The organism is Aliivibrio wodanis (assembly GCF_052920805.1).
The window spans coordinates 398,548-413,666 of sequence record NZ_JBREXA010000001.1 but is presented as its reverse complement, the minus strand read 5'-3'; the positions used below and the strand labels follow the sequence as shown (position 1 = coordinate 413,666).

Annotated in this window: 20 protein-coding genes; 13 read left to right on the top strand and 7 right to left on the bottom strand. The window is 35.6% G+C overall.

The window, feature by feature from the left end; all coding sequences use genetic code 11:
- Positions 1–34: 34 nt before the first annotated feature.
- Complete coding sequence (locus ACU5DF_RS01900; RefSeq protein ID WP_045103921.1) at positions 35–343, bottom strand: DUF496 family protein; 309 nt, start codon at positions 341–343, stop codon at positions 35–37.
- Positions 344–450: 107 nt separating this feature from the next.
- Positions 451–861 (bottom strand): bactofilin family protein, encoded by a 411-nt coding sequence (locus ACU5DF_RS01895; RefSeq protein ID WP_045103920.1) that lies wholly within the window; start codon positions 859–861, stop codon positions 451–453.
- Positions 862–1,017: 156 nt separating this feature from the next.
- On the opposite strand from ACU5DF_RS01895, the gene ACU5DF_RS01890 reads away from it, so the two are divergent.
- Together ACU5DF_RS01890 and ACU5DF_RS01885 are read left to right on the top strand one after the other, a co-directional pair.
- Entirely contained in the window at positions 1,018–1,695 is a 678-nt protein-coding gene (locus ACU5DF_RS01890) for a YceH family protein (RefSeq protein WP_446711583.1), read from the top strand.
- Positions 1,696–1,699: 4 nt separating this feature from the next.
- Positions 1,700–1,990 (top strand): GIY-YIG nuclease family protein, encoded by a 291-nt coding sequence (locus tag ACU5DF_RS01885; RefSeq protein WP_446711582.1) that lies wholly within the window; start codon positions 1,700–1,702, stop codon positions 1,988–1,990.
- On the opposite strand, the gene nadE is transcribed toward ACU5DF_RS01885, so the two are convergent.
- A complete protein-coding gene (gene nadE, locus ACU5DF_RS01880) occupies positions 1,981–2,811 on the bottom strand; it encodes an NAD(+) synthase (RefSeq protein WP_446711581.1) in 831 nt (276 codons plus the stop codon). The two genes, ACU5DF_RS01885 and nadE, sit on opposite strands and share 10 nt — an antisense overlap.
- A 158-nt stretch (positions 2,812–2,969) precedes the next feature.
- Between nadE and ACU5DF_RS01875 the strand changes: the two genes are divergently transcribed.
- Together ACU5DF_RS01875 and ACU5DF_RS01870 are read left to right on the top strand one after the other, a co-directional pair.
- Positions 2,970–3,488: a nicotinate-nicotinamide nucleotide adenylyltransferase gene (locus tag ACU5DF_RS01875; RefSeq protein WP_446712462.1), complete on the top strand. Its 519-nt coding sequence runs from the start codon at positions 2,970–2,972 to the stop codon at positions 3,486–3,488.
- Between the two features lie 2 nt (positions 3,489–3,490).
- Positions 3,491–3,997 (top strand): hypothetical protein, encoded by a 507-nt coding sequence (locus ACU5DF_RS01870; RefSeq protein WP_446711580.1) that lies wholly within the window; start codon positions 3,491–3,493, stop codon positions 3,995–3,997.
- 36 nt (positions 3,998–4,033) lie between these two features.
- On the opposite strand, the gene ACU5DF_RS01865 is transcribed toward ACU5DF_RS01870, so the two are convergent.
- Positions 4,034–4,651 (bottom strand): AraC family ligand binding domain-containing protein, encoded by a 618-nt coding sequence (locus ACU5DF_RS01865; protein WP_446711579.1) that lies wholly within the window; start codon positions 4,649–4,651, stop codon positions 4,034–4,036.
- 180 nt (positions 4,652–4,831) lie between these two features.
- Here ACU5DF_RS01865 and ACU5DF_RS01860 point away from each other — a divergent pair, with 180 nt between their 5' ends.
- Positions 4,832–5,935 carry a 1-acyl-sn-glycerol-3-phosphate acyltransferase gene (locus ACU5DF_RS01860; protein ID WP_045103913.1) on the top strand — a complete coding sequence of 368 codons (1,104 nt, stop codon included), beginning with the start codon at positions 4,832–4,834 and terminating at the stop codon, positions 5,933–5,935.
- A 14-nt stretch (positions 5,936–5,949) separates the two neighbouring features.
- Here ACU5DF_RS01860 and ACU5DF_RS01855 read toward each other — a convergent pair whose 3' ends face one another.
- Both ACU5DF_RS01855 and ACU5DF_RS01850 read right to left on the bottom strand, forming a co-directional pair.
- Positions 5,950–6,873, bottom strand: a complete 924-nt coding sequence (locus tag ACU5DF_RS01855) for a LysR family transcriptional regulator (RefSeq protein ID WP_045103912.1) — start codon at positions 6,871–6,873, stop codon at positions 5,950–5,952.
- Between the two features lie 47 nt (positions 6,874–6,920).
- Positions 6,921–7,535 carry a hypothetical protein gene (locus ACU5DF_RS01850; RefSeq protein WP_446711578.1) on the bottom strand — a complete coding sequence of 205 codons (615 nt, stop codon included), beginning with the start codon at positions 7,533–7,535 and terminating at the stop codon, positions 6,921–6,923.
- Positions 7,536–7,729: 194 nt separating this feature from the next.
- On the opposite strand from ACU5DF_RS01850, the gene cspE reads away from it, so the two are divergent.
- Positions 7,730–7,936, top strand: a complete 207-nt coding sequence (cspE, locus tag ACU5DF_RS01845) for a transcription antiterminator/RNA stability regulator CspE (RefSeq protein ID WP_045103910.1) — start codon at positions 7,730–7,732, stop codon at positions 7,934–7,936.
- Positions 7,937–8,010: 74 nt separating this feature from the next.
- On the opposite strand, the gene ACU5DF_RS01840 is transcribed toward cspE, so the two are convergent.
- Positions 8,011–8,316 (bottom strand): YfcZ/YiiS family protein, encoded by a 306-nt coding sequence (locus ACU5DF_RS01840; protein WP_446711577.1) that lies wholly within the window; start codon positions 8,314–8,316, stop codon positions 8,011–8,013.
- Positions 8,317–8,783: 467 nt separating this feature from the next.
- Between ACU5DF_RS01840 and ACU5DF_RS01835 the strand changes: the two genes are divergently transcribed.
- From ACU5DF_RS01835 to ACU5DF_RS01805, 7 genes are all read left to right on the top strand, one after another.
- Complete coding sequence (locus ACU5DF_RS01835; protein WP_045103908.1) at positions 8,784–9,245, top strand: TetR/AcrR family transcriptional regulator; 462 nt, start codon at positions 8,784–8,786, stop codon at positions 9,243–9,245.
- A gap of 99 nt (positions 9,246–9,344) precedes the next feature.
- Positions 9,345–10,712 (top strand): TolC family protein, encoded by a 1,368-nt coding sequence (locus ACU5DF_RS01830; RefSeq protein WP_045103907.1) that lies wholly within the window; start codon positions 9,345–9,347, stop codon positions 10,710–10,712.
- A 4-nt stretch (positions 10,713–10,716) separates the two neighbouring features.
- A complete protein-coding gene (locus ACU5DF_RS01825) occupies positions 10,717–11,697 on the top strand; it encodes an HlyD family secretion protein (protein WP_446711576.1) in 981 nt (326 codons plus the stop codon).
- Between the two features lie 29 nt (positions 11,698–11,726).
- A complete protein-coding gene (locus ACU5DF_RS01820; protein ID WP_446711575.1) occupies positions 11,727–12,842 on the top strand; it encodes an ABC transporter permease in 1,116 nt (371 codons plus the stop codon).
- A gap of 3 nt (positions 12,843–12,845) precedes the next feature.
- Positions 12,846–13,949 carry an ABC transporter permease gene (locus tag ACU5DF_RS01815; RefSeq protein ID WP_446711574.1) on the top strand — a complete coding sequence of 368 codons (1,104 nt, stop codon included), beginning with the start codon at positions 12,846–12,848 and terminating at the stop codon, positions 13,947–13,949.
- Positions 13,950–14,081: 132 nt separating this feature from the next.
- Positions 14,082–14,639, top strand: a complete 558-nt coding sequence (locus tag ACU5DF_RS01810) for an OmpA family protein (RefSeq protein WP_446711573.1) — start codon at positions 14,082–14,084, stop codon at positions 14,637–14,639.
- 92 nt (positions 14,640–14,731) lie between these two features.
- Positions 14,732–15,007: an HlyU family transcriptional regulator gene (locus tag ACU5DF_RS01805; protein WP_446711572.1), complete on the top strand. Its 276-nt coding sequence runs from the start codon at positions 14,732–14,734 to the stop codon at positions 15,005–15,007.
- Positions 15,008–15,119: the final 112 nt, after the last annotated feature.

Genomic DNA, 15,119 nt, shown 5'->3' with positions numbered 1-15,119 from the left:
GCGAATAGGCCTCCATTTTTCATTATATTTAATATTATTTATTCGCTTTTTTGTCAGCTTCAGTTAACTCACGGATCTTACGGCTGATATCACGACGTGATTTTGAAATTTCAGCACTGGTAATGATGTGGTCATCAACACGGTCTTCATAATCGGCTTTCATATTCTCTACGATAGCAATGATTTCGCTCGTCGACATAGAAGGGTGAATATAATCCAACATGTTTTCTAGTAGAATTACACGCTTTTGGTTATCACGAATTTTCTTTTGGTTATCTTGTAGCTCACGTTTAAGTTTATTTTTACGGCGTGCTTGGTTGATGATTTCAAAAACGTTGTTCATTTTTATTTCCTATAATATTTAATAGTCACTTTCTTGATTAAATCACAAATATAGCAATGAAAACAATAACAAGATCAATACAGTGCTAAAAAAATAAATTTAATCGATTAAGAAGCTGCTTTATCTTCTTCTTTTGATACTGTTTCGGTTGAAGAAATCTTCGTAACTTTTTCTACTTCAACAACTTCACGGTTTTCACCGATAAGTAAGCCACCTTTTTCAATGGTTAGCTGTTGTGTTTGCATCGCTCCTTTGAACTTACCTTTAGGTTGAATGTTTACTTCATTACCTTGACAGGTTCCTTCAACTAAGCCGTTAATTAATACCAATCCAGCCTTAATGTCACCTTGCACTCGACCTGTTGGGGTAATAATAACTTCAGCATCGGTAGAAATGTTCCCATGAACAAAGCCATCAATTTGAATGCTTTGATCTGACTCAATGTTTCCAGTAACACGGCACCCTTTTGCAATAATAGATAAAGATGCGGTAGTAGAGCGACTACTAAAAAGTCCCATGTATATTTCTCCAATTGATATTAAACTAACGAAAGAATACTATCATGGATAGAATAGGGGATGACCATTAATTATATGGTTAACAGCTGTATTTAGTAACAGAGTTCACATTTTTTATCGTATGGGAACTTTGAGAAAAGAAAGGATTGATAAATAATGAGAATATTTAACCAAGAAGAGATCCGCGTAATTGGCTGTCTGATAGAGAAAGAGATCACGACACCTGAATATTACCCACTAACGTTAAATGCATTAACTACAGCATGTAATCAAAAAAGTAATCGAGAGCCTGTCGTATCGTTTAGTGATTCACAGGTATTAGATACGTTGAATACACTTATCCAAGAGCATATTGTTACTGATGAGACTCGAGGTAATGCACGAGTCGCAAAATATCAGCATCGTTTTTGTAATACAGAATTTGGTAGTCTTAAATTATCTAAACAAGAAATTGCAGTTTTATGTATTTTATTCTTACGTGGCCCTCAAACTCCTGGAGAACTCCGCACTCGAACCCAACGTTTATGTGAATTTGAAAATGTAGCTCAAGTTGAAAGTGTTTTGAATAAGCTTGCAGAAGATGAAGGAAACCCAAAAGTACGTAAACTTATTAAAGAGCCAGGCAAGCGTGAAGCACGATACGGACACTTATTTTGCGGAGAGTTATCTTGTTCTGAGCTTAATAATGCGATCACACCTCCACTGCCATCAAATAACAATGATATAAACCCAAAAATAATTAATATCCGTATTGATGAGTTAGAAAAAGAAGTTTTTGAATTACGCACTGAAGTAAAAGAACTAAAAGCTTTGATCACCGAAGTTCTTTCTTAAGAAAATGAATGAATCAAATACAGAATGGCATATATATCTCATAAGGACACGGTTAAACAGTTTATATTGCGGTATTACTAATGATCTCGAACATCGACTTCAAATGCATAAGAACGGAAAAGGTGCAAAGTACTTAAGAGGAAAAGGGCCATTGTCCTTAGTTTGGTCATGCTCTGTAGAGTCGAAATCATTAGCTTTAAAATATGAATATCGCATAAAACAAATGACCAAAGCCTCTAAAGAAGCTTTGGTCAATCAAACTATGAATTTACCACGCCTTGAGAATCAATCGTAAATTGTTGGTATTGGTAAGCGTTTATGCTGAGATAGTTGATAGATTTTAATTAATCGAGCTTCTGCTTCAGCATCAATTTTCTTACCTTCTAAGAAATCATCAATTTGATCGTAAGTGACTGTTAGAGCATCCTCGTCTGCTTTTTGAGGAGCTAACTCTTCTAAATCAGCAGTCGGAACTTTTTTGACTAGCTGATCAGGAGCCCCAAGAATCGCCGCAATCTCTCTAACTTGACGTTTATTTAAACCAAAGAGTGGTGCTAAATCACAAGCACCATCGCCAAACTTTGTGTAGAAACCTGTAATATTTTCTGCTGAGTGATCTGTTCCTAGTACAAGTCCTCCGACATAACCTGCAACCTCATATTGTACAATCATACGTGCACGGGCTTTCACATTGCCTTTCACGAAGTCTACTTTAGATTTGTCTGTTGGAAGTAAACCCGTTTGCTCCAAGGCAAAATGATTAGCAGAGTGCAATCCATCTACACCATCTTTGATATTGATACTAATGGAGTGACTTGGTTTTATAAAAGAGAGAGCGAGTTGGGCTTCATCTTCATCTTGCTGAATACCATAAGGAAGTCTAACGGCAATGAATTGATATTGGTCAGAATCAAGTTCTTGATTTAATTCATTAACTGCAATCTGTGCAAGACGTCCACATGTTGTTGAATCTACACCACCACTGATACCTAGGATCAAAGATGTACAATGAGATTGAGTAAGTTTAGATTTAATAAACTCGACACGTTGTTGTATTTCTTGAGCCGGATCAATTGTGGCCTTTACTTTCATTTCTTCAACAATCTGCTGTTGCATTCTCATTCCTTTACTCTATGGAGACAGTTAACAATTAGTTGGAATAATCATACTGAATTTAACCAATTAATGACAGTGAATAGTAATACGGGATAGCTATCGACAAAAAATTCACTTATGCTGAGCTAGTCTTTATTCTTAGTAAAAAGTGGAAGGTAATAATGAATATCGCTGTTTTTGGTAGTGCTTTTAATCCTCCTTCATTAGGGCATAAAAGTGTCATCGAGCGTTTGGGGCATTTTGATAAGATATTGTTAGTTCCTAGCATATCTCATGCTTGGGGAAAGAGTATGCTACCTTATAATACTCGATTAGAAATGATAGCTGCATTCATTAACGATCTAAATATGAATAATGTCGAGCTGTCGATGCTTGAACAAGACATTTATATACCTGAGAGTAGCGTTACGACACATTTTTTATTAAGTTCTCTTCAAGAATTAGAAAAAGGGGCCGATATTACTTTTATCATTGGGCCTGATAACTTAATGCAATTTGGTAAGTTTTATAAGTCAGATGAAATTGTACAACGATGGAGTGTAATGGCTTGTCCGGAAACCGTGCCAGTTCGAAGTACAATGATTAGAGATGCAATAAGTAAGGGTGAGAGTATTGCTCACTTAACAACCAAAAGCGTGGTAAACTACATCAACACGCACAACTTGTACGAGTATTAATAATGAAAACACACGTCAGTCTATTGGGGATTATAATCGCTATACCATTGCATGTGAATGCAGAGGATAGATCGACGTGTTTGCAAGAAAGCTATGATAGTTACTCCCGTGAAATTTACTCACAAGACTCAACGTGTCTGGTTCCCCTTTTTGAAGTAAACCAGTTTATAAATCAACTGACTCAAATAACTGAAAAGATTGAAGATGAAGTATTTGAAGAAAGCTTTTGGGATAAATGGGCTTATAGCACAGGAGATGATCCATTACTTACAGGGTATTTAAGTGATAGTGCAGTTGGATTTACAGTTTGGCAGCCAGAAGAGTTCTATGATAAAAAAGTGGAAGAATTTGACTCATATGGCGATTGGTTAGAGAGTCATGGTTTACAGCTAAGCTTAGCATTTGGTGGTGAGGAGAAAGGCAAAAAAACACGTTTCCGTATTGATTATCGTTGGCATGAACGTGCGAATGATCAACTATTTATGCAGTTTGAAATTCCATTTCAATAATATTCAACCAACGATAGATAATAAATTAAGTAAAAATTAAGCTAATAAAGAACATGCTTGCTCTAATAATTCGACATTACCTGAAAAGTATCTTTTTGCGATAAGTTCATTTTTTGCGCCTGATTTTCGCATCTTATCTGCTTCTCTAACTTTTAATGCCATCATCATATCTGGAGAAACGTCATAACGACGAGAGTCTTGGTTTTCAGTAAGAGATGACAAATAAGCATTAATATTTTTTGATTCTGTTGATAACTCAGTATGAACAGAAGCCTCTAATAATTCGTCTTGGATCACTAACAATAAACGTTGTTCAGCCAATTCAGACATTGTTCCTGACTGTAATTTATCTAAAGCGGCAGTAAGAAAAGAGCTTGTATTGACATACCCACCTTGTAGAAGTAACGCTTCTCTAGTTCGGATAGAAAATCTAACGCTTGATACGATTGAGTTCGGTACAACAGTCATAGAGGTTAATGAATCAAAAGGGAGCCAAAACAATTCACCAGGTAATAATAAATGCTCCCATTTTCCTAGACGTATTAATACTGCACCTGTTTGAACAGAAATTAATTCAAAATGGTTTTTCTTTTTACGCGCAGTATAGAAAAGATGCGAGTGTGTCTCTGACTGGAAAGTAATTGCGTTTTTCATAGTAACCTCTAAATTTGAGTTCGTAACTTTACTGGTTCTAGTTAAAAAATCAACGCATTCTCAATCATATTCACGATATTACATCATTAATGGTATGACCTCTGTAATTGATCACGTACAAGAGCAATAAAATCAAGTAGAATACGGACTTATTCCTTTTTGGTAACCAGAAGTCTAAAAATGACCACACAAGATATCTATCAAGAAATTCGCCCGTACAATGATGACGAAGTTCCAGATGCAATTGAACGTTTAATTTCTGATGATGAATTCATTACCGCTATTCTGCATTATAAGTTTCCATCTGCTTCTAAGTTTTTATTTTGGTTTCTAGCACCATTACTTAGATTCAAGTTACGTCGCTCTCTATCAAAAATTACAACAGTAGAAGATGTCCAGTTAAATGTTGTTACCTATTTGAATAAAACTGTAAAAAAAACGACTGATGGTGTTACTTACACAGGGGTGGATAAACTCGATCCTCAACAAGCATATTTGTTTGTATCAAATCACCGTGATATAGCGATGGACCCTGCTTTAATGAATTGGGTTTTATACAACAATAATATGCAAACGGTGAGAATCGCTATTGGTGACAACTTATTGAAAAAACCAAGTAGCACAGAATTAATGAAGCTAAACAAGAGCTTTATTGTAAAACGCTCAGTGAAAGCTCCTCGCCAAATGCTTAAAGCTTTGGGGTTATTATCCTCTTATATTAAACACTCATTAGAAACCAAGAACTCTATTTGGATTGCTCAAAAAGAAGGGCGAGCAAAAGACGGTAATGATTTCACAGATCCTGCTATCTTAAAAATGTTTCATGTTGAAGGACGTAAACGTAAAGAAAGTTTTGCTGATTACATGAACAGCTTAAATATTGTACCGGTGTCTATTTCTTATGAAAATGATCCTTTAGATATTCAAAAAGCAAAAGAGTTAAATGCGATTGCAACTCTAGGCTCATATGAAAAAGGGGAGTTTGAAGATATTGATAGTATCATTAAAGGAATTATTGGTGACAAAAAGCGTATCCACATTCATTTTGGTGACATTGTTACTTCTTCACCAGAAACGGCTGATGAACTAGCTGAAGAAATGGATAAGCAGATTCATCAAAATTATCATTTATTCCCAATAAATTATGCAGCAGCAGGTATTGAATCAAAAGAAGTGACTCCAGAGGCTAAGCGTGACTTAGCGGAGAAATTGTCACTCCTATCCCCCGAAGAGCAATCATTTTTGCGAGCGCTCTATGCAAACCCTGTGAAGAACGCAAATTAGTACTGAAATTAGAACTAATTAAAAAGTTTTTTATCCCAATGAGGTGGATTACCAACTTGTTGGGATAAAAAGTCAATAAAGGTACGAACTTTAGGTGGTAAGTGCTGGCGTCTAGGATAAACCGCATAAATCGGGAGTTCCATATCTGCTTTCCATTCAGTTAAAAGTTGAACTAAACTGCCATTTTCAAACTCATCTTCAAGTAGATAACTTGCTAGGTAAGCAATGCCTGCACCAGCTTTGGTTGCATCTAATATTGCAGATGCATTATCTATCTTAAAATTACTTTGAACTTTAACCACTTGATGAATATTATCTTTAGTAAATTCCCATTCATTAAATTTACGTTCATTACTGTGATAAGTAATACACTTATGCTGTGCTAATTCAGCAGGGCGTGAGGGTAAACCATTTAGTTTGATATAACTGGGCGCTGCGGCGACAATAAAACGACAATCAGCGATTTTTCTTGCTACCATACCTTCAGGGATGTCGTCATGAATGGCAATCCAACAATCTAACCCATCTTCAAGTAACTTAGGTCTATGGTCAAACAGGCTAACTTCTAATTCAACCTCTGGAAATTGTTCCTGAAATTCAGCTAGCGCATGAATAATATGGCTATTACCAAAAGATTGTGCGATACCCACTTTAAACACTCCTGAAATACGACCGTGGTGGGCGTCAAGTAGGGCATCTGCTTCATAAGCAATATCAATCAACTTCTGGCTGTATTCTGCATAATGTTGGCCTAGTTCAGTAATAGAAACCGAACGATTATTGCGCTGAACTAATTGACAGTCTAAGCGTGTTTCTAATGCTTTTATTTGTTTAGATACGTGTGATTTTGAAATCCCCAGTTTTTCAGCCGCACGTGTGAAGTTTAGTTCGTTTGCCACTGTTGCAAAAATTACCATTTGATGCAGATTGTCTAACATGTTAAATCCTAATATAAAATTCTTTAACTATTGGTCTTTGGATAATCTTACTTGAAAATATAACCACCTACATTTATCGTTTCAGGAAACTCAGTAATAGCTTGACCTCCAAGGTAAATATTTCCATTAACAACGAGATCATCAGGTAATTTTGTGACTTTAGAGTAACCAAGATACAAATTACCTTTAACAACTAACTGAGGTGGTAGAGTGCTTAGAGGGGTTCGTATGACACTTAGATCTCCATTCACCGTTAATCGTTGAGGTAATTCAGTTAAACCAGAACCTGCAAAATTGATAAAACCAGCAACTTTTATACCACGAGTATATCGTTTCAATTGAGTCATTCCAGCTAGGTTTAAGTAACCTTTCACTTTCGTACCCTTTGGAACTTTCTTAATAATAGTATTTGCTAAATTTAAGTCTCCATCAACAACAAGTCCTTTAGGTAGTTTCTTAATTTTACTATTAGCAAGATCTACATTGCCCTTAAGCTCTAGATTATCTGGTAGTTCAGTATAATTTGTGTTTCTTAAACTGATATTTCCATAGCTATCAATATGATTAATAAGGCGATGTTTATTTAGTTTTTCAGCTAGTGAAGGCGATGAAATAAGAGTTGAGAGCATCGCGATAGCTATTACAATATTTAATTTAGGCATAGGTTTACTTAGGTTGAGAAACTCTATTAAGTTATCGACAAAATCCAAAATAAGTTTAATTTCAGATCAGTGATATAAGTCCTATTTTTACGTTTTTATTATAAAAATACATTTGATATAGTGAAATTCGGTACTGATACCGCAGTGATAAAAACTTCGCAAACAACTTAATTTATAAATCTTAAGGGTGTGTAATGTCTAAAACAACTGGTACTGTAAAATGGTTTAACGAAGATAAAGGTTTCGGTTTTATCACTCAAGAAAATGGCCCTGATGTATTTGCTCATTTCAGTGCGATTCAATCAGAAGGTTTCAAAACGTTAAAAGAAGGCCAAACAGTCACTTTTGATGTTGAACAAGGGCAGAAAGGCCCTCAAGCTACAAATATTCAAGTAAACTAATACATATCGACTTAATAAATATTAAAAAGGCTTTCATTGACGAAAGCCTTTTTTATATCTAGTTATTAAAATCGTTATCGTCTTAGCGAACGTGTTTTTAATTCATAAATTAGCTTTTCAGCACTGCAAGAGAACTTTAAGTGAGCGTGTAGCTCTTTTTCATCTTCAGATATCTTTGTGCTATGCTCAACGCTGTCACATACTTCTTTAGCTAATGCTAAGTAATTTGTGAATTCAGTCTCTAGTTGCGTTTTATTATCAGCAAAAATGCTTACTTCTGCAACATCATCACCTTCTTTTATAATAAAACCCATTTCTGCACTACAACCACACGCATCACACGCATCACACGGTACATTTTGCTCAACTTCAGAACTCATTGATATATCCTTAATAATTAGTAGTTCGTTTATATTAAAGAGGATTAGTTAATAACTCTACTATTTTTCTATATCTTTTTTTACTATAGGTGAAGCAACATTTTTACCTCTTTTTAGTTACAGTATCGTTACCTGGGACCAGTCTCTCAAAAAATGAGCTCTAATGACAAATCTTTGTAAGAATTGGGGCTGCTGTATTGTAATTCCGTACCGTATAAAGGAGAATGTGTTAACAAGCTAGCAAACTGCATAGATAAACAGCGGACTGTGTTTGATTAACCGTTTGATTTCTCATGCTTGAGGGTGACTTTTAATTAACAGGCTGCTATATTTGATTTATCGTGTTGGATTTTATAAAAATAATTACATAAATGGATTTCAATCTTACAAATCAGCTAGAAATGTTTTTAGTGGATTTACTAAGATAAATATTTAATGGACTAATTACTAAATAGAAGAGTTTTATTATGCCAAAAAGAAGTAAAGAAGATACTGAAATCACCATCCAGAAGATCATGGATGCGGTTATTGATCAACTATTACGCTTAGGCTATGACAAAATGTCATATACAACACTAAGTCAACAGACTGGTGTATCAAGAACCGGTATTAGTCACCACTTTCCAAAAAAGACAGATTTTACTGCAGCATTAGATGGTCGTATCTTCCGTCTTTTCGCTGAACGTCTTGAAATGCAAGGTGATAAGCAAGCATTTATAGATAGTTGGATTTCTTCTCTAGAAGATGAACAATTCCGCGCTATTTTACGTTTATTGTTCCACCACATTGTGACTTCTGCAAATGCACATGAATTTGCGCGCAATGGTATTGAGCGTTTATATGGCATGATTGAAGACCTATATGGTGAAGAAAGCCGTAAAGATCTTGAATGGCTAATTGGCCTTTCTCTGATCCGTATGACTAAGTAATCACTGTTACTGTCTAAAAAGCTTATCGATATTGCTCGGTAGGCTTTTTTTTTGCATCCAAAACCGTTTAGAGTTTATACTCTATTGATTGGAGGGGTTATGCTTAAAATAACACGTATATCAATTTTATTATCTACATTACTTTCTGTCTCTGTTTGCGCTCAATCAGTCGATTTTGATAACGCATGGCAGAATGTACTTAAAAATCATAACGGCATTGCTGCGGAACGTATGAATGTACAGCGCCAAGAAGCATTAGCTGCCGGAGCTTCAGATTTACACCTTCCTTCGATCTCATTAAGCGCCAACTATACTTATCTTGATGATGACGTGACGGTTTCAAGTGAGCAACTGTTAAATAGTACAGATGTTTCACTTCCTCCTCTTCCATTTCCTTTGCCAAATCTCACATCAACACTTACCGAGCGTGATATCTTCACTAGTTCAATTAAAGCTATATGGCCAATCTTTACTGGTGGTCGAATTTCAGCAGCTGAAAATGCAGCTGAAGGAAAAGCAAACGAAGCTCGAAATCAGCTGTTAATGAAACAACAAGGCTCTTATGAAGATTTAGCCAAATATTACTTTAGTGTTGTATTAGCTAGTGAGGTTGTTCAAACGTATTCAGAAGTAGAGCAAGGCTTAGCTAAGCATAGAAATAATGCATTAAAGTTACAAGAGCAAGGGCAAATAGCAAAAGTTGAGCGTTTACAAGCTGATGCTTCTTACGACAAAGCAAAAGTAGATTTACATAAAGCAGAGCAAGATCGTGATATTGCCAACGCAGCTTTATTAAGAATGTTGCAATCCAACGATACAGTCATACCAGAGACAAGGCTATTTATTAATAAATCACTTCCTCAACTTACCTCGTTTGTTGATAGTACGTTAGATACCTATCCAGGCTTAGCGTTGTTAGATGCAAAAGAGGAACAAGCAAAAAGCTTAGTGAAAGCCGAAAAAGGGCGATATTACCCAGAAGTATACTTATACGGTAATTATAGCTTATATGAAGGTGATAGCTTATCCGCAGAAATTGCGCCAGATTGGATGGTCGGTGTGGGTGTGAATGTCCCTTTATTTGATAATCATGGTCGATCTGACAAAGTTGTAGCGGCACATAGCGCTATACAACAAGTTCAATACTTAAAAAAACAAGCCAGACAAGATCTTTCTTTATTAGTTGAGAAGACATACAGAGAAGCACTTCAAGCGATAGATGAATATTATGGCTTAGCATCTAGTATTGAGTTAGCAAAAGAAAACGTAGTTTTACGAGAGAAAGCATTTAAGCAAGGCTTATCAACGTCACTGGATGTTGTTGATGCTGAGTTATATCTTGCTAGTATTAAAACACAGCGTTCATTGGCTTCTTTTAACTATGTACTTTCATTAGTTAAATTATTAGCATTAAGTAATCAAACTGAAACGTTTGTTGACTATCAACTGCAAGCAAGACAAGGGTAATATAATGAGTTCTGCAAAAAAGGTTATAGGTTCGTGTGCTGTTATTGGGATAGTCAGTTGGGTAGGTTATAGCTTTTGGGCTGCATATCAACCTCGACCTGAATTATTGCAGGGGCAAATAGAAGCAGAGCAATATAATATCTCTTCTAAGGTCCCTGGGCGTATTCAAAATATCTTCGTTAAGAAGGGGGAAATGATAGAAAAAGGACAAGCGGTTTTCTCTCTCTATAGCCCTGAAATAGAGGCTAAACTTGCTCAAGCAAAAGCAGGTGAAGCAGCAGCAAGCGCATTAGCAGAAGAAGCAGAGCAAGGTGCAAGATCTCAACAAATTGCGGCATCCAAAGATCAGTGGAAGAAAGCAAAAGCAGCAAGTCAATTACTTGAAAAGACCTATGCCCGTGTAAATAATTTATATCATGATGGTGTTGTGGCTGAGCAAAAAAAGGATGAAACCTTTACGCAGTGGCAAGCGGCTAAATATACAGAAAGTGCTGCTTTCCAAATGTATCAAATGGCAAAAGAAGGAGCCCGGGCTGAAACTAAACGTGCTGCTAATGAAAAAGTAAAAATGGCCATGGGATCGGTTGCTGAAGTAGAAGCTTATGTGGCAGATACTAAAATTGACAGTTGGTATAACGGAGAGGTATCTCAAGTAATGCTTAATGCTGGTGAAATTGCACCTCAAGGTTTCCCTGTTGTTAGTGTGATTGATATTAACCAAGCATGGGCGGTGTTTCATGTTAGAGAAGATAGATTAAAAGAATATAAGAAAGATCAATCAATTGATGTGTATTTACCAGCGCTTGATCAAACCATTCCGTTTAAGATCACTCATATTGCCGTTATGGGTGATTACGCAACGTGGCGCGCGACAGATAACAGCCAAGGTTTTGATTTGAAAACATTTGAAATCGAAGCTCGTCCTATAAATCCTATTCCTAATTTACGTGTAGGAATGAGTGCAATTGTTAAACTTGATAATTAGTATTACATCAATCGGTTATAGTTGATTTTATGAAAGAATTTTGGCGCTCTTATTACTCAAATCCATGGTTAATCTCCGTTACTTTCGGTTTACCTTTGATATTATCTTTACTAATTTGGTGGGTATTTTCAGCTTCGGTTGTTCGAGAATTACCGATCGATGTGGTGGATCTTGATCAATCTAGCTTATCTAGGATGATCATTCGTGACTATGATGCGACTCCAACACTGAAAATTCGTTCTGTTCAACCTAATAACCAAATGGCTAATCAAGCGCTTAAAAAAGGTGATAATTACGGCTATGTTATTATTCCACCACACTTTGAAAGAGATGTTCTACTAGGGAGAAGTCCTCAAGTTTCAGGTTTTTATAACGCACAATTTATTTTGATTGCGAAACAGATCAATTCAGCGTTAATGCAAACTGATATGACAATCCAAGCTAAATTAGCCACGGTAAAAACCTTAACAACAAAAGACACAACTTGGACGCAGGCAATTAATTCTGCAGTTCCAATAAAAGTACAAGTAACGCCTTTATTTAATCTTGGCAGCAATTACAATCAATTTTTGGTTTCTGCTATTTTACCTGCTATTTGGCAAATGGCGATTATTGTTGGCATGATTTGGGCTATGAAAAATGAGATGGTAAGAAGTGGGAGTCATGATATACAAGCATGGTTTACTTCACAAACAACCACAAAAATGATTCAATTTATGAGTGTTTATTTTTGGGTTGGGATGGGACTCGGTGTGGTTCTATTTTATTTTTTATACGGTATTTTGAATTTCCCTTTTGATTCTCAACTCTCTACATTTTTACTCAGTATGAGCGCAATGACAGCTGCATGTATTAGTTTAGGTATAGTTATCAGTTATGCCACTAATGATATAGTAAAAGCGATGAGTATCTCTGGTGCATATACTGCACCAAGCTTTGCTTTTTTAGGTGTTACTTTCCCTGTTTCTGACATGAATAGCCTAGCAACGTTTTGGCATTCTATTTTACCAGCAAGCCATTTTGTACGTTCTCAAATTGAACAAACTAATTATGGTTATAGCCTTGGACAAACAGCGCCCAATCTGGCAGCTCTAATGTTATTCACTTTACCTTTACTATTGCTTATTGCTCGATTAAGGAAGTAATGTATGTCATTTCTTAAGTTAATAAAAGATGAAGCAAAAGCTATTTTTACTAATCCTACTATTGTGATGGCAATGATCGGCGGTGTATTGTTTTATGCTTTTTTATATCCATTGCCTTATCAGCAACAGAGTCCTGAAGAGCAAAAAATTACCGTGGTGGATATGGATAAGTCTGCTCTTAGTCGAAAATTCATTCAAATGGTAAATGTCTCGCAACAAGTTAATGTTGTTGCACAAGCTGAGAGTGTTAAAGAGGCTAAACAACAGTTTCTAAATAATACAGTAAGTGGCTTTTTGGTGATCCCTGATAATTTTACTAAAGAACTGCAATTAGGTCATGCACCCACTGTAGCCTATGCTGGCGATGCTTCATATTTTTTAATTTATGGAACTATTATCGAGGGGTTAATGAAGGCTGGGGGGACAGTAGCTGCTGAGTATAAAGTTGCTCATATGACTATTGATGGAACTCCAATCAATAGTGCAATTAATACATTTCAACCTTTTAAATCTAATTATGTTCCTGTATTTAATCATAATATGGGATATGTACAATATGTAGTGCCTGCTGTATTTGTTCTCATTTTACAACAAACACTATTAATGGCTGTAGGTGTTAGACAAAAAGCAACGAGCGTAAATGAAAATACGATCGCTCATTTAAGCGCTAGATTCACAATCTTCTTATGCAGTGAATTAGTCTTAGCCTGTTTCTATTTTGGTTATGTTTTTGATTTTTATAATATAGGTCGATTTTCTTCACCCTTAGATCTTTTAATCTTACTGATACCATTTATCTCTTCAGTTATTTTATTTGGAATGCTGCTTGCTTGGTTGTTACCCACACCTGAAAGTATTCTATTAGTCGTCTTATTTAGTTCAATGCCTATTATTTTTAGTGCTGGGTTTATTTGGCCAACAGAATTAATTCCATCTCTATTAACAGATGTGATGCATCTATTACCAAGTGGGTTTGCCATTAATGGGTTTCTAACACTAAACCAGCAGGGTGCAGAGCTACAAAGTATACAACCAAATATAAGTGGGCTTTATGGACTATGTGTGATTTATTCATTCTGTATCCTATTAGTATATAAGAAAAAGTAATCTTAAATCTGATACTGAGTAACAGCATAGTTTCATATGATCTTGAAGTGTCTCGATTTGATTTTTACTTAGCAGGTAACTGTAAGAGAAGTTTGTTAAATTAACTCTACGTTGGACTAGGGATATTTACTAATGAAAAAACAGATACTTGGATTAATCATAGCAACAAGCTTTTTAGTTGGCTGTCAAAGTGCGCCAAATAATAAGACTTTAGTTATTGATGATACAACAACGATAGAAACCTTTATTAACTATCATGATCGTGAACTACAACAATTTATCACCAGTGATGTTGGCAGTATTGCTACATCTAAAGGTGAAGTTATTCTTTTGCTAAATGGTGATAAAAGTTTTGATTCAGGTAGTACGGAAATAAAAATAGAAAGTAAAGAGGTATTATCAAAACTTGCTCAATTATTAAAAGATAAGCCAGAATCAGAAATATTCATTGCTGGACATACTGACAGCCGTGGAAGTAAACAATTTAATATGGCGTTATCAAACAAACGAGCCGATTCAGTTCAAGCGCTGTTGGAAGAGCAAGGCGTGAGTTTAACTCGAATGAATACCTATGGTTTTGGTGAAGAAGAGCCTATCGCTTCAAATAAAAATCAAGATGGTCGTAAGAGAAATCGTCGCATTGAAATACGTATAACGCCAATTACTGAGTTATTCAACAATAACTCATGATTTATAATTACCTAACTTATAACTAAATAGTTATTACTCAAACCTGTTATCGTTGGGGTATAATAAAGCCTTATTTCAAAAAGGAAAATGAAATGGGGCTTTTTTCACGTCTATTTGGTTCTTCTCCTAAGCAAGAACCTATCATTGAAGCAATTGAATATAATACTTTTTTTATCTATCCAAACTCAGAGGCAGATGGCGCTCAATTTCGCATTGCTGGACAAATAACAAAAGAAATAAATGGAGAGTTAAAATCTCACCGTTTTATACGTTCCGATGTTATCTCTTCGAAAAATGATGCTGATGAACTAATGCTTCGCAAGGCGAAGATGTTAATTGATCAAATGGGTGAGTCAATTTTTAAATAAACGTAACGAAATTGATATAGATTAGAGTTGTGTTTGTTTTTCACTCTATACTTGTTGTTCAAATCAATCAGTAAGATAAAGTGGTTTGACCTCTGCTTTGTCATAGAATGTT